We start from the raw sequence: 15966 nt of genomic DNA on the forward strand, positions 1-15966 counted from the left end.
GCGACTTGTTCGAGTTGAGGTCAGACGAGGTCGTCCGAGCCGTCGAGCTCAAGCTCGTCGACGTCGTCCTGCGTCAGGTCGAGGAGGGGGAAGTCGGAGGGGGTGTGGCCGCCGGCGTCGGGGTTGGTGGTGTGGGTGGCCAGAGCGGTGAGTGCGTCCAGCCAGATGTGGCCCAGGTGATGTGCGTCGGTGTCACTGAGTGGGCCGAAGGCCCAGTTGAGGGTGAGGTGGAGTTGGGGTCCCTGGGGGGTGTCCTGGACGAGGGCGCTGGCGTCGAGGGTGTGGCTGGTGGGCGTGTCGGGGTGGGCTGAGCTGCCGATGGCGGTGGAGCTGGTGAGCTGCCAGGGAGTGGTGGTGTCGGTGTCGGTGGGGGTGGGGAAGCGGCCGAGGTAGTTGAAGCTGATGTCGGGGGTCGCGAGGGCCGCGAGGGTGGGGGCGGTGTCGGGGTTGAGGTGGCGCAGCATGCCGTAGCCGAGACCGTCGTCGGGGGTGGCTCGGAGTTGTTCCTTGACGGTCTTGAGGAGCTGGCCGGCGGCGGGTCCGCCGGCGAGGGCGTCGTTGATGTCGATGGAGGCGGCTGAGAGACGGGTGGGGTGGACGCTGGTGAACCAGCCGACGGTGCGCGAGAGGTCGTCGCTCTCGTCGAGTGGGTGGCGGCCGTGGCTTTCGATGTCGACGAGCAGGCCGTTGGCGGTGGTGTCCGGGCGCCAGCGGGCGAGGGCCCCGGTGAGGGTGGCCAGCAGAACCTCGTGAACCCCGCAGTGGAACTCCGTGGTGGTCCGGCTGGTGAGGATGGCCGCCTGTTCGGCCGGCACGGTCCAGGAGCGCGTCGCCATCGTCCGCGCGGTGTCACGAGACGGGTTCAGCGGACGGCTGCCCAGAAGCGGCTGGGGATGATCGACTATGGCGGTCCAGGCATCGAGCTCCGCCACACGCGCGGGGGTGTGGGCCTGGCTGACCAGCAGGTCCGCCCAGCGCTTGAAGGTGGTGCCCTCGGGGTCGAGCGCCGGCTGGCGTCCCGTTGCGGCGGCCTGGTAGGCCGCGGCCAGGTCGGGGAGGAGGATGCGCCAGGAGACCCCGTCGATGACGAGGTGATGGGCGGTCAGGACCAGACGGCCCAGCCGTTGGGGCCCGGCATCCACCCAGACCGCCCGGAGCACCGTGCCCGCTGCTGGATCGAGAAGCTCGGCCGCCTCGCGCGCGGCCCGCTCGGCGATCCGGTCCACCTCCTGGCTGGAGGCGTGTGTCGCGTCCAGCCGGGTGACCAGGCGGGCGGCGTCGGTGTCGCCCCGCACGGGGATGACGAGGCTGGGTTGTCCGGCGTGATGCGCGATCCGGGCGCGAAGTACGTGATGGGTGTCCTGGAGCGTCCCGAGGGCGGTGGTGAGTGCGGTCTGGTCCAGGGCGGCCGGGACGCCGATGGTCACCCCCTGGGTGAAGCCGGCCCTGGTCGCGTGCGGGCCCATCGCGCGCATCGCCGGGGTGAACGGCGCCTCACCCACCCCCGTGTCCTCGATGGCGTCGGGTCGCGCGTTCTCTGGTGGTGCGGCGGCGAGGGCGAGGCGTTCGGGTGTCTGCTCCCTGAAGATCTGGCGTGGGGTGAGGGTGAGTCCTTCGCGGCGGGCGCGGGTGGCGAGCTGCATGGACATGATGGAGTCGCCGCCGAGCTCGAAGAACGAGTCCTGGGCGCTGACGTTGTCCAGGCGGAGAATCTCGCCGAACAGCGCGCAGAGGATCGTTTCGGCCTCGGTGCGAGGGGCCCGCCCGGTGGGGCGTTCGGTGAGGTCGGGGGCGGGGAGCGCCCTGTGGTCGATCTTGCCGTTGGGGGTCAGCGGCAGCGCGTCCAGGACCGTCATCGCCGTTGGCAGCATGTAGCTCGGCAGGCGGGTGGCCGCGAAGTCTCGTATCGCCGTGGTGTCGATCTGCGCCCGGTTGTACGGAACGAGGTAGGCGACGAGGCGCCGGTCACCCGGACGATCCTCGCGGGCCACCACGACGGCTTGGCTGATGGTGTCGTGGGTGGTGAGGGTGGTTTCTATTTCGCCGGGTTCGATGCGGTGGCCGTGGATTTTGGTTTGGGTGTCGGTGCGGCCGTCGAAGTGGAGGTGGCCGTGGGTGTCCCAGTGGGCGAGGTCGCCGGTGCGGTAGATCCGTTCGCCTGGGGTGCTGGGGAAGGGGCAGGCGATGAAGCGTTCGGCGGTGAGGGCGGGTTGGCCGGTGTAGCCGCGGGCGAGTCCGGGGCCGGCGAGGTACATCTCACCCGTGATGCCGGGGGGGACGGGGCGGAGGAGGGTGTCGAGGAGGTAGACGCGGGTGTTGGCCAGGGGTTGGCCGATGGCGGGGGGTGGGTCGTGTGGGGTGATCGTCCTGCTGATGGGGGTGGGTGCGACGGTGGTGATGACGGTGGCTTCGGTGGGGCCGTAGGTGTTGCGGATCTGGGCTTGCCCGGCCCAGCGGGAGGCGAGGTCGGCGGTGAGGCGTTCGGCGCCGAGGACCCAGGTGGTGACGCCGGGCACCGATTCTGGTTCCAGGGCTGTCAGGAGGGACGGGACGACGCTGGCGACGGTCACTCCGGCGTCGCGGATCATCTCGGCAAGGGCCTGCGGGTCGGTGCGTTGTTCGGTGGTGGCGATGGCGAGGGTGGCGCCGGTGGCCAGGGTGGTGGTGATGTCGAGGATGGCGGCGTCGAAGGTGAAGGAGGCGAACTGCAGGGCGGTTACGCCCACGTCGACGCCGAGGGCGGGTCGCATGGCGTGGGCGAGGTTGGTCAGGCCCTGGTGGGTGACGGCGACGCCCTTGGGTCGGCCGGTGGAGCCTGAGGTGTAGATGACGTACGCCAACTGAGCCGGACGGGGGGACCGTGCCGGGGGCGTGTTGGGCTCGGCCTCGACGGTCGCTCTGTGGGCGGAGACGTTCAACCGGACCGTGTGGGGTGTGGTGTTGGGTAAGTGGGTCAGGGTGTCGGCGGTGCCCAGCACGAGGGTCGCTTCGCTGTCGGTGAGGATGTGGGCGAGGCGGTCGGTGGGGTGGTCGGGGTCCAGCGGCACGAACGCTCCGCCCGCCTTCCATACGGCGAGCATCGCGACGATCATGTCGATGCCGCGGGGGAGGCACAGGCCCACCCGGATCTCGGGACCGACGCCCAGCTCGTCCAGATGGCGAGCCAGCTGGTTGGCTCGTCCTTCGAGTTCGGCGTAGGTCAGGGCCTGGGGTCCGCACCGCAGCGCGGTGGCCGCCGGCGACCGTTGGGTCTGGGCGTCGAACGCCGCCAGCCAGGTGTCCGGGGAGACCGGCGCGTCGGTGTCGTTCCACCGTCCGATCACCTGGGACCGCTCGTCCGCACTCGCGACGTCGATCCGGGCCACCGGCAGTGACGGGTCCGCGACCACCTGCTCCAGTACCCATGCCACACGGCGGGTCAGGGCGCGTACGAAGTCCTCGTCGAACAGATCAGGTCGATACGACATGGCCAGGGTCAGACGCTCTTCCGGAAGAACGCCCAGGGCCAACGGAAAGTTGGTCCCCTGGTTCTCCTCCACGATGGAGAAGGACAGGGAGGGGGAGTCCGCCGCCTCGGCACGCGGGGAGTTCTGGTACACGACGATGGTGTCGAAGAGGTCGTCGACGTCCGTGAGCTTCTGGATGTCCGCGAGCCCCAGATACTGGTGTGAGGTCAGCGCCGACTGACGCTCCTGCAACCGCGTCAGCATCTCCATGACCGGCTGCCGGCCGTCGACACGCACCCGCACGGGGACGGTGTTGATGAACAGGCCAACGGTCGATTCGGCCCCGGGCAGATCCGTGGGTCGGCCGGCGACCGTGGCCCCGAAGACGACGTCGTTGCGTCTCGCCAACCGAGCCAGTACGAGCGCCCACGCCCCCTGCACCAGAGTGTTGACCGTGAGGTCCGAGCGCCGGGCCAACGCGGAGAGGGCGGCCGTGGTTTCCTCGGACAGCTCCACCGAGTGCTCCACCGGACGCACCGGAATCCTGGCACGGTCCAGGGGTGCCACGAGCGTTGGTTCCGCCACGCCGTCCAGTTCCGCGCGCCACGCCGACCGGGCCGTCTCCCTGTCCTGCCGCCCCAGCCACGCCAGGTAGTTCTCGTAGGAGGGCGCCGCCGGCAGATCCTGCGCGTCACCGCCGGCCGCGTAGATGGCGGACAGCTCGTTGAACAGCAGCGGCTTCGACCAGCCGTCGACGACGATGTGATGCGTCGTCACCACCAGGTGATGCCGTTCGGCGCCCAGTCGGATCAGCACCAGGCGGATCAGCGGGGCGACCGCCAGGTCCAGCCGCTCGGCCGCCTCCTCGGCGGCCAGCTCCGCGGCCCGGACCGGCCTGTCCGAGTCCGCGAGGTCGGAGAGATCGACCTCGCGCCACGGCAGCGTCGCCTCACGCTTGACGAGCTGTACCGCGTCACCCGACTTTCGGCGGTGGAAACTCACGCGCAGCGCCGCATGTCTGCGCAGCAGCGCCTCCCAGGAGGCCCGTAGCCGGGCCGCGTCCAGGCGGCCGTCGATGCCCAGCACCCATTGCACGCCGTAGAGATCGGGACCCTGGTCGTCGTAGGAGGCGTGGAAGAGCATCCCCTCCTGGAGAGGAGACAGTGGCCACACGCCCGCCAGACCGGAACCCTTGACTCGGGCAGCGTTCACAGCAACCGTCCTCCTTCGAGGTCATCCGCTATCGCTTCGAGCAACTCGACCTCGTCCTGATCGAGGTCCAGGAGGGGGAAGTCGGAGGGGGTGTGTCCACCCACCTCGGCGGCGGGGGCGATGGTGTGGGCGGCCAGACCGGCCAGGGCCAGGAGCCAGGTGTCACCCAGGTGCTCGACGTCGTCCGCGTCCAGAACGTCAGCCGGCCAGCCGAGGGTGAAGGTGAGGCGGGGGCCGTGCCGGGTGTCGTGGAGCACGACGCCGACCTCCAGGGTGTGGGCGACTGGCGTGGCGGGGTTGGCGGAGCTTCCGATGGGTTCTTCGCCCGCGAGTTGCCAGGGTGTTGTCTGGTCGGTGGTGGTGGGGGTGGGGAAGCGGCCGAGGTAGTTGAAGCCGATCTGTGCGGTGGGGAGGGCGGCGAGGGTTTCGGCGGTGTCGGGGTTGAGGTGGCGGAGGAGGCCGTAGCCGAGTCCGTCGCCTGGGGTGGTCTGGAGTTGTTCCTTGATGGTCTTGAGGAGGTGGCCGGCGGCGGGGCCGCCGGCGAGGACCTCGTCGAGGTCGACGGGGGTGGTGGAGAGACGTACGGGGTGGAGGCTGGTGAACCAGCCGACGGTGCGGGAGAGGTCGGTCTGTGCGCCGTCGAGGGGGTGGCGGCCGTGGCTTTCGATGTCGATGAGTTGGCCGTTGGTGGTGGTGTCCGGGCGCCAGTGGGTGAGGGCGCCGGTGAGGGTGGCCAGGAGGATCTCGTGAACCCCGCAGTGGAAGGCGCTGGTGGTCAGATTCGTCAGGATCGCCGCCTGCTCGTCCGGAACCTCCCACGAGCGCGCCGTCACGGTCTCCGCGGTGTCGCGGGCCGGATCCAGGGCCCGTCGACCCAGCGGTTCCTCCCCGCGCTCGCCGAGGGTCGAGGTCCAGTGGTCCAGCTCCGCCAGCCGTGTCCGGGCCCGCGCTTCCGCAGCGAGCGACCTCGCCCAGTGCCGGAAGGGGGTTCCGGCGGTGTCGAGCGTGGGCTGCCGTCCGGCGGTGACCGCCTCGTACGCGGCGGTGAGATCGGGGACGAGGATGCGCCAGGACACGCCGTCGACGACGAGGTGATGGGCGATCAGGACCAGGCGTCCGGTGCGGTCGGGGCCGGCGTCCACCCAGATGGCCCGAAGCATGGTGGAACGAGGGTCCACGTGTGCGGCCGCTTGTCGTGCGACCTGGTCGGTGATGCGTTCGAGGTCCTCGGTCGCCGCCTCCGTCGCGTCGACGCGGGTGATCTGCTCGGCGGTGTCCGCCGAGACCCGTTCGGAGACCAGCAGGATCGCCTCCGTGGCGCCGTCGGGTGGCGGTTCGACGCGGGCGCGGAGCATGGGATGGCCGCCGAGGAGCGCGGTGAGGGCCGTGGCGAGTGCGGCCTGGTCCAGGGCGGGTGGGGCGCCGATGGTCACCCACTGGGTGAAGCCCGCACGGGTGGCTGACTCTTCTCCCATCCAGCGCATGATCGGAGTCCAGGGCACCTCCCCCGTGTCGGCGTCCGTCGGAAGGGCGCCCCGCACCGTCTCGGCCGTGTCGACGACCAGGGCGAGTCGTTCGGGCGTCTTCTGCTCGAAGATCTGCTGGGGGGTGAGGGTCAGTCCGGTGTGGCGGGCGCGGGAGGCGAGTTGTAGTGAGGTGATGGAGTCGCCGCCGAGGGCGAAGAAGGAGTCGTCGATGCCGACCGTTTCCAGGCCCAGGATCTCGGTGAAGAGGGTGCAGAGGGCGGCTTCGGTGTCGTTGCGTGGGGCTTGGCCGGTGGAGTGCGCGGCGTAGTCGGGGGCGGGGAGTGCGTTGCGGTCGAGCTTGCCGTTGGGGGTGACGGGCAGCGCGTCGAGGAGCACGACGGCGGCGGGGAGCATGTGGTCGGGCAGGGTGCTGGCCGCGTGGGTGCGTAGCTGTTCCGGTGTGAGGTCGGGGGTGTTGGGGACGGCGTAGGCGATGAGGCGTTTGTCGCCGGGGCGGTCCTCGCGGGTGGTGACGGCGGCCTGGGTGATGTGGGGGTGGGTCAGCAGGGTCGCTTCGATCTCGCCGGGTTCGATGCGGTAGCCGCGGATCTTGACCTGGGCGTCGGTGCGGCCGAGGAACTCGAGGTCGCCGGTGTGGGTCCAGCGCACGAGGTCGCCGGTGCGGTACATGCGTTGGCCTGGTAGGTGGGGGCAGGCGGTGAAGCGTTCGGCGGTGAGGGCGGGTTGTTCGGTGTAGCCGCGGGCCAGGCCGGCGCCGGCGAGGTACAGCTCGCCGGGTATGCCGGGGGGCACGGGGCGGAGGAAGCCGTCGAGGACGTAGGTGTGCATGTTGTCCAGGGGACGGCCGATCGGGACGGGAGCGGGGACTGGGGCCTCGGGGTGGATGGGGTGGGTGGTGGCGAAGGTGGTGGTCTCGGTGGGGCCGTAGACATCGACGACGGTCAGGTGGGGGCAGGCTTCGCGGACGCGGGTGACCGCGTCGGACTGGACGGCGTCACCGCCGGTCCACACCTCCCGCAGGCCCTGAAGGCAGGTGGGGTCGTCCTGGGCGAAGAGGTGGAAGAGCGCGGTGGTGAGAAAGACGGCGGTGATGTGATGACGCTCGACGAGGGCTCTGATGCCGGTGGTGGTGAGGGGGGTGGGTGGGGCGATGACGATCTGGCCGCCGGTCAGGAGTGGGGTCCAGAGTTCGTAGGTGGAGGCGTCGAAGGTTTGGGGGGAGTGGAGGAGGACGCGTTCGTGGCCGTGGGTGAAGCGGCTGTCGAGGGCGAGGGCGGTGATGTCGCCGTGGGTGACGGTGACGCCTTTGGGGATGCCGGTGGAGCCGGAGGTGAACATCACGTAGGCGGTGTCGAGGGTGCCGAGGGGTACGTCGGTGTGGTGCGTGGGGCCGGTGAGCAGCTCGTCGACGGGTGTGGTGTCGACTGGTGGGTCGGTGATCGTCCGGTCGGTGATGAGGAGTGCGGCCTGTTGGAGGATCAGTTGGCGGCGGGCTGGTGGCCAGTCGGGGTGGAGGGGGAGGTAGCCGGCGCCGGCTTTGAGTGTGCCGAGCAGGATGGCGACCAGGTCGGCGGAGCGGTCCATGGCGACGCCGACGAGGTCTCCGCGGTGTATGCCGCGGGTGACCAGTCCGGACGCCACGCGGTCTGCGCGTTGGAGTAGTTCCGCATAGGACCAGTGTTGGTGGGCGGTGACCACGGCGGTGGCGTCGGGTGTGCGCGCGGCCTGGGCCTGGAACAGCTCCACCAACGAACCCTCGGGCGTCGGCCGAGCGGTGTCGTTCCACGCGCCCACCACCAGGGCCCGTTCGGCGTCGCTCAGCAGGTCCAGGCCGCCGATCCGGGCATCCGGGTCGGCGGACATCGCCTCCAGCACGTGCAGCAGCCGGTCCACAAGGATCCGCGCTTCCCGCTCCTGGAAGACGTCCGACCGGTACATCAGCTGGATCCGCAGTCCACCGATCGGGCTCACCACCAGCGACAGGGGATAGTTCGTGGACTCCCGCATCCCCTCGTGGGTGAGCCGCAGGTCGTCCGGGGCCGACGCCCGCGGCTCCGCGTCCGCCGTGCGGTAGTTCTCGAACGCCATCACGGTGTCGAAGGTGGCGCCCGGGCCGACCAGCCGCTGGATGTCCGTCAGGCCCAGATGCTGATGGTCCAGGAGCGTCGACTGCCGTGCCTGGAGCCCGGTGAGCGTCTCGAGAACGGTCAGTTCCGGATCGAGACGCAGGCGCACCGGGACGGTGTTGAGGAAGAGCCCCAGCACGTCCTCCACGCCGTGGAGTTCGGCGGGGCGGACGGCCACAGCCGATCCGAAGACCGTGTCCTGACGCCCGGTCAGCTGAGCCACCACCAGGGACCAGGCGGCCTGGAGCAGGGTGTTCAACGTGACGCCGTGGGCGCGCACCAGCGAGTCGAGTGCCGCGTCGAGCGCCGGAGTCGCCTCGACGAGGACCACCTCGGAGGCTCCCACGGTGTCCCGGGCGGTCGGGGCGACCAGCGTGGGCTCGTCGCAACCCGCCAGCGCCCGCCGCCACGCCTCGTGGGCGGCGTCGCGATCCTGGCGACTCAGCCAGGCGAAGTACTCCCGGTAGGGCATGAGGGAGGGCAGGGCTCGGGCGGTGCCGCCGGAGGCGTAGCAGCTCACCAGTTCCCCGGTCAGGAGGGGCAGGGACCAGCCGTCCAGCAGGACGTGGTGCAGGGTGACGATCATCTGGTGCCGGTCCGGGGCGAGTTTGACCAGCAGGACCCTGAACAGCGGGGGCCGCGCCAGGTCGAACCGTCGAGCCCGCTCCCGGATGCCCATCCGTTCGGCCTCGGCACGCGCGCCGTCCTCGCCCAGGCCGGAGAGGTCCTCCTCGGACCAGCCCGGCACCGGATCGCGGACGATGAACTGGAGGGGGCGCGCGACGTCGGCCAGCTGCCGGAACCCCGCGCGCAGTCCCGGGTGGCGCCTCGTCAGCGTCCGCCAGGAGGCGCGGAGGGTGTCCGAATCCAGGGGCCCCTCCAGGCCCAGGACGATCTGTTCCACGTAGACGTCGGTGCCCTGCTCGTCGAACAGGGCATGGAAGAGGAAACCCTCCTGGAGGCCCGAGAGCGGCAGCACGTCCTCCAGGCCGGGGATCTCCGTCTCCAACTGGTCGATGTGGTCCTGAGTGAGCGGGACCAGGGGGAAGTCGGAGGGGGTGTGTCCGCCGGCGGCGGAGCCGGGATCGGTGGTGTGGCCGACCAGGCCGGTGAGCATCGCCGCCCAGGTGTCGACCAGATGCTGGGCGCGAGCCTCGTCGAGCAGGCGGCTCGGCCAGTCGACGCTGAGCGTGAGCTCCGGTCCGGTGGCCAGGTCCCGGACGGCGCAGAGGATCTCGAGGGCGTGCATGGCCGGTGCCGCGCTGACCGTACCCTCGCCGAGGCCGGCCTCCCCGATGACCTGCCAGCCGGTCTCGTGACGCGCCGTCCGTCCCAGGTAGTTGAAGCCGATCTGGGGCGTGGGGAGGACCGCGAGGGCGGGCGCGGTGTCGGGATTGAGGCGGCGCAGTATGCCGTGACCGAGCCGGTCGCCGGGGAGGGCGCGGAGTTGTTCCTTGACGTGCTTGAGCGCGGTGCCGCCGGCCCGCCCACCCTCGCGCACCTCGGTCGGGTCGAGGACCGAGGCGTTCAACCGGACGGGGTGCGTGTTGGTGAACCAGCCGACGGTGCGGGTCAGGTCGTCGCGGTCGCCGAGGGGCTGGCGGCCGTGGCCCTCGACGTCGACGAGGAAGCCGCCGGAGGCGTCCTGGTCGGTCCACTCGGCCAGGGCGGTGGTCAGGCCGGCGAGCAGGACGTCCTCGACGCCGGCGTGGAACGCGGCCGGGACGTCGGTCAGCAACGCCGAGGTGACCTCGGTGGGAACGGTCGTGGAGACCCGTCGCACGGTCGTTCCCAGGTCGCGGTCCCGGTCGAGTGGGTGCGCGGTCAGCAGCGGGTCGGGACCGGCCAACGAGTCGATCCAGGCGGGCAGTTCGGCAAGCCGCGCCTCGTCCTCCGCCTGGCCGGCGAGGGCCCGAGCCCAGTGCCGGAAGGAGGTCGGCACCGGGTCCAGCGTGGCGTCCCGCCCGGCCGCGAGGTCGGCGTAGGCCTGGGCCAGGTCGGGCAGCAGGATCTGCCAGGAGACGGTGTCGACGACCAGGTGGTTGACCACCATCAGGAGCCGCCCCGTCCGGTCGGAGCCGCGGTCGAACCAGACGGCTCGTAGCATCGCGCCCGTCCGCGGATCGAGTCGCCCCACGGCGTCACGTGCCTGCCCCTCGACCAGCCGGTCCAGATCGGCGGCGGCCGCGTCGACTCGGCTCAGCAGCGAGCCGGCCGGTACCGCCTCGGGCGCCGGTACCACCAGGCGCGGCGCGCGCTCCTGCTCGGTCTCCAACCGCGCACGGAGCACCCCGTGGTGGCTCACCACCGCGTCCAGCGCGCGGGACAGGGCGGCCTGGTTCGTGCCCGCGGGGGTGACCAGCACGGTGGACTGCACGACCTGGCCGATCCCGTCCGGGCCGACCCGGTCGAGGAGTTCGCGCATGACGGGGGTCAGCGGCAGTTCGCCCGTGCCGGCGTCCATCGGCTCGCCCGCCGCGCCGGCCGCCGCGTCGACCTCGTCCGCCACGGCCGCCAGGGCTTCCGGGGTGCGCAGTTCGAACACCTGGCGGGAGGTGATCACCAGCCCGGCCCGGCGGGCTCGCGACACCAGCATCATCGCCAGGATCGAGTCGCCGCCGAGCTCGAAGAACGACGCGTCGGCGCTCACCCGGTCCAGGCCGAGGAGTTCGGCGACCAACCCGCACAGCGACTTCTCCGCGGGCGTCGCGGGCGGCCGTCCCCGGTCGGGCACTGCCGCCTCGGGCGCGGGGAGCGCCCGGTGGTCGATCTTGCCGTTGGGGGTCAGCGGCAGCGCGTCGAGCACCACGAAGGCGGCGGGGACCATGTGCGCTGGCAGGGCGCGGGCGGCGTGCTCGCGCAGCTCGTGCGCGTCGAGATCCGAACCCTGGGCGACGAGGTAGGCGACGAGTCTGGCCGAGGCGTCGGGGTGGTCTCTGTGGGCGATGACGGTCGCCTGGCGGACGTCCTCGTGGGAGCTGAGGGTGGCCTCTATTTCGCCGGGTTCGATGCGGTGGCCGTGGATCTTGGTCTGGGTGTCGGTGCGGCCGTCGAAGTGGAGGTGGCCGTGGGTGTCCCAGTGGGCGAGGTCGCCGGTGCGGTACATCCGGTCGCCGGGGTTGTTGGAGAACGGACAGGCGATGAAGCGTTCGGCGGTGCGGCCGGGTTGGTTGACGTAGCCGCGGGCCAGGCCCGGGCCCGACACGTACACCTCGCCCGTCACGCCCGGGGGAACCGGGTGCAGGAGGGTGTCCAGGACGTGGACCCGGGTGTTGGTGAGCGGCCGGCCGATGGCCGGGGGTGGGTCGTGTGGGGTGATCGCCGGGTCGAGGGGGGTGGGCGTGGCGGTGGTGATGACGGTGGCTTCGGTGGGCCCGTAGGTGTTCCAGATCGTGCTGTGTGGTGTCCAGCGGGAGGCGAGGTCGGCGGTGAGGCGTTCGGCTCCGAGGACCCAGTTGGTGATGGTGGGGACGGTGTGAGGGTCGAGGGTGCTGAGGAGGGAGGGGACGACGCTGGCGGTGGTGACGTTGGCGTCGCGGATCATCTCGGCAAGGGCCTGCGGGTCGGTGCGTTGTTCGGTGGTGGCGATGGCGAGGGTGGCGCCGGTGGCCAGGGTGGTGGTGATGTCGAGGATGGCGGCGTCGAAGGTGAAGGAGGCGAACTGCAGGGCGGTTATGCCTTCGGTGACGCCGAGGGTGGGTCGCATGGCGTGGGCGAGGTTGGTCAGGCCCTGGTGGGTGACGGCGACGCCCTTGGGCCGTCCGGTGGAGCCGGAGGTGTAGATGACGTAGGCGAGGTCGGCCGGGCCGGGCATGGTGTCCGGTGCCGTGGGGGAGTGGGCGGCGATCTCCCGCCGGTGCTCGTCCAGGCACAGGCTCCGGGGCTCGCCGGCGGGCAGGCCGGACAGGGTGGTGCCGGCGCCCAGCACGAGGGCCGCCTCGCTGTCGGTGAGGATGTGGGCCAGGCGGTCGGCGGGGTACTCGGGGTCCAGGGGGACGAACGCGCCGCCGGCCTTCCACACCGCCAGCATCGCGACGATCACGTCGATGCCGCGGGGCAGGCACAGGCCCACCCGGATCTCGGGACCGATCCCCAGCGTGCTGAGATGGCGAGCCAGTTGGTTGGCCCGGCCCTCCAGTTCGGCGTAGGAGAGACTCTCGCCGTCGCAGCGGACCGCCACCGCGTCCGGCGTCGCCCTCGCCTGGTCCTGGAACGGCTCCAGCCACGTGTCCCGCAAGGCCGGCCCGGCGGCGGGATCGTTGCCCCCGACCAGCCGCGAGCGCGCCGCCTCGCCCATGAGGCCATGCCGTGACACCGGGACCCGGGGCTCGGCGACGGCGCGGTCGAGGAAGTTTAGGAAGGCGGCATGACTGCCCTGGAGCCAGTCACTGGAGTAAAGATCAGGGTTCGCTTCGAAGGTGATGCGCGCCCCTTCGTGCGAACGGCCGTCCACCAGAACGCCGAAGTCCTCGACGCGACGACTGGACAGATCGCGAACGACGCCGCGGTGCTCCCCGAACCACAGATCCGCTCCGGTCGGCACGATGTTGACGTAGGGACCGAAGTGCCATCGGCCGCCACGTGGCCAGTCGAGCTCGCGCCGCAGGCGTTCTCCCCGGAACCGCTGGTGGCCGAGCAGGGCGTCCACCGCCTCCCCGGCGTGGTGGGCGACGTGGGTGAGATCCGCTCCCGGGTCCACCGGCACCCGGAGCGGCAGCATGTTCGCCATCGTGCAGGGCGTCGCCCGAGCGAGATCGTCCACGCGGCCGGCGACCGGGAGGCTGAGCACGGCCTCCCTGGATCCGTTCATTCGACTCAGGAACGCCGCGACCGCCGCGATCATCAGCCTCGAACGGCTCACCCCGGCGAGCCGCGCCGCGGATCGCACGCGCTCCGCGGTCGCGGGGCCCACCATGGCGGTCGCGTGGCGGACGTCGTCGGACGCGGGCGACCGGTGGCCGGGAACGGCGGCCGGTTCGGGGCGATCCGCGCAACGGTCATGCCAGTACCGGCGATCGCTCGTGTACGACTCGGATGCGCGATAGGAGCTCTCCCGCGCGAGGATCTCGTGAAGCGACGCGTGCCCGGACGGGCCCCAGACCCCGCCGCGCGACAGCGCCGAATAGACCTCGGCGACCCGACGTCCGATCAGCGAACAACCGAAGCTGTCCATGAGCAGATGGTTGTAGCACTGGAACCAGAGAAAGCGGTCGTCGGCCAGCGTGAAAAGGGTGTGGGAGAAGAGTCCGCCCTCAGTCGGGTCGGAGACCTGTCGCAGCTCCGCGCGCATCGCCGTTTCGGCCGCCTGCCACGGATCCTTCTCGGCGCTGTAATCGACGCATCGGAGGTTCCACACCGGATCGGTACCGAACCGCTGCGTCACGCCGCTCTCGTCCTCGACGAACCTCGCTCGGAGAATCTCCGTTTCGGCGACGACATGCCTCAGCGCGCGTTCGAGAACGTCCGTGTCGACGGGGCCGAGTATGTCGACGTGCTGTCCGACGTTGTACAGGCCACGGGAACTCTCCATGCGCTGTGCCAGCCAGACGCCCTGCTGACAGTCGGACAGAGGTAAAGCGTGTTCGGCCTCTTCGTGCATCTTTCCCCTCGATGAATAGCCCGACCGCAGAAAAAGGAAGCCATTTCTCGGGAACCGACGAGATTCGCGGACCTTGTTTCGGCATGCATGAAGCAACGCTCACCCGATGGTGAGCGTGCGCTTCCTGATGTTCCGAGCTCCTACTGTGCGGCTGCGCCGCAAGCCACGCCACATTTTCCAGAAGCGCCGTGGACGTCCAGGAGAATCACCGGAGAAGGGTGCCGGAAGGTGAAAGATGCGCTACTGAAGAGGGGAGTTCCCCGCGGTCGGACGGGGAACAACGCGGGGAGCCGCCGAGATGCGGGCGGTGTCCAACTGCTCATTTTGCGCAGTTGGACAGGGCGGAGCTTCCGGGTGCCGCCCTTTTCGCGGGGTGTCACGGCTGCGCGTGACGACGGGGAAACGCCGATCCGGCGAGCGCCAGCGCCAAGTCGAGTCGGGACCGTGGGGGTCGTCGAGGCAGACGTGGCGCTGGCTGGCCAGCGCTATGTACAGGTCACCTCGGTCGCTCTTCGCTCGGTGCGGGCGGCGAACTCCTCCCACATGCCGGCGCAGGCCTTGGCGGCCTGGGCGACGATGCTGCTGCAGTGCGGCGGGACGTTGTCGATGATCTCGTCCCACTCCTCCGTCCTCAGCGTGGCGACGTTCAGCAGGCGGAGCAGGTTGCGTCCGGTCTCGCTGAACCGCAGGGCGGGGTCGGCCTTGAGTTGGGCGACGATGGCTGCCCGGTGCTCCGCCCAGGCCGGTCGTGGCATCGTCTCGGCTCCTGGGTTGCTCTGCCCACTTCCTCTGGGCAGTGGGTTCTCACCTCTTCGGATCCGGTTTCTCACGTCCCGCGCGGTTTCGGGAGAGATACCGGCTGCCCGGGATATCTGCCGAAGAGAGAGCGTGGGGTCGGCGAGTATCAGCTCCGAGGCGAGCAAGCGGCCCTTGGTCGGATCGATCGGGCGGACGCGCCCGTCGTGACCAATTCTGATGCTCGTCGAGGCCGATTCCGCTGCCAGGCGTTGGCGGATCTCGGCGACCGTGCCCCCGGACAGGCCGGTGACCGTTGCCGTCCTCCGGTTCGACCATTCGGGATGTGACAGGGTGATGCGTGCTGCGGCTCGTTTCCGATCTGCCAGAGACAGCGGCAGACCGTGTGTGACGTTGGACTGAACGGCCAGTACGAAAGCGCTCTCCTCGTCTCCATCGAAGAACCTGACCGCGATCTTCTCCTCTCCCCGTAGCTTGGCCACACGTAACCGATGTAAACCGTCGATGACGCGCATGGTCGCTCGGTGCACGATGATCGGGGGAAGCTCGGCCTGAGTTGCGGCGAGCGTCCTGACGTGCGCCGGGTCTTCCCCGGAAGTTCGCGGCGAGTCGTCTGTTGAGAGTGAGCTGATTTCCACCTCTAAAATCGGCTGATTCTCGGTTTCCCCTCGTTCTGTTTCCACTCCAGCTCCTCACGAATCAGGTTTCGCCCCATCCCCGCCATCTGGCGAACTCTCGCATGCATAGCGCGCATGCTCGTAATGAGCCGGCTACCGAACCGGAGTCAGCGCCGTTCGGATGGGGCTCCTCGCCGCGAGTCGAGCCACCATCCAGTGGGGAACGCCGCCTCCTCCGGTCGTCGACCGATCCGGACCGATGATCTATGTGAGTTGTTCCGGTTGGTCAGCCGGAATGGGATAGTCCTCTTCTCTCTTGGCGCCTTCATCTACAGGGCTCGCCGTCCAACGTCGCCCTCTTCGGCGGTTGCCTCTGTCGTCCCGGCTCCCCCTGTAGCCTCCTCAAGGGCCGAATTGCTGTTTTTCGAGCTATTCGAACTCACCGTATCGTTGGCCTCTGGAGGTGGCAATGTCCTGCCTAGTCACCGGGGACGCACGCGCATAGCCGTTCCCGGTCCGCTGCTTCGCACCGGCGGTGGCCCCACCCCCCGGCGCCGTCGCCGCGCCCTCGGCGCGGGCGGCAGGCCTGGGCGGCGGGCAGGAATTGTTTCGTGCGGGACCGAGCGCCGGTCAACGCACGTGTGTGGTGCACCGATCGTCCTGGAGACGCGCCTGAGTGGCCGCATCCGAGCCCTGTCAAGGGTGGTCGAGGTGGGCGACCTG

The 15966-nt window shown here is 70.3% G+C and carries 3 protein-coding genes; all 3 read right to left on the reverse strand.

The features are described from left to right. Positions 1–20: 20 nt before the first annotated feature. The 3 genes from ABGB06_RS33140 to ABGB06_RS33150 all read right to left on the reverse strand — a co-directional run bounded on the left by ABGB06_RS33140 (position 21) and on the right by ABGB06_RS33150 (position 15309). Positions 21–4658, reverse strand: coding sequence for an amino acid adenylation domain-containing protein (locus tag ABGB06_RS33140; RefSeq protein WP_347596992.1), 4638 nt, complete (start codon positions 4656–4658; stop codon positions 21–23). Next, entirely contained in the window at positions 4655–13870 is a 9216-nt protein-coding gene (locus ABGB06_RS33145; protein ID WP_347596994.1) for an amino acid adenylation domain-containing protein, read from the reverse strand. The genes ABGB06_RS33140 and ABGB06_RS33145 overlap by 4 nt, the downstream gene beginning before the upstream one ends. Positions 13871–14355: 485 nt before the next feature. After that, complete coding sequence (locus ABGB06_RS33150; protein WP_347596997.1) at positions 14356–15309, reverse strand: ParB/RepB/Spo0J family partition protein; 954 nt, start codon at positions 15307–15309, stop codon at positions 14356–14358. Positions 15310–15966 lie beyond the last annotated feature (657 nt).

Source organism: Streptomyces sp. B6B3 (genome assembly GCF_039871525.1).
Lineage (GTDB): Bacteria > Actinomycetota > Actinomycetes > Streptomycetales > Streptomycetaceae > Streptomyces.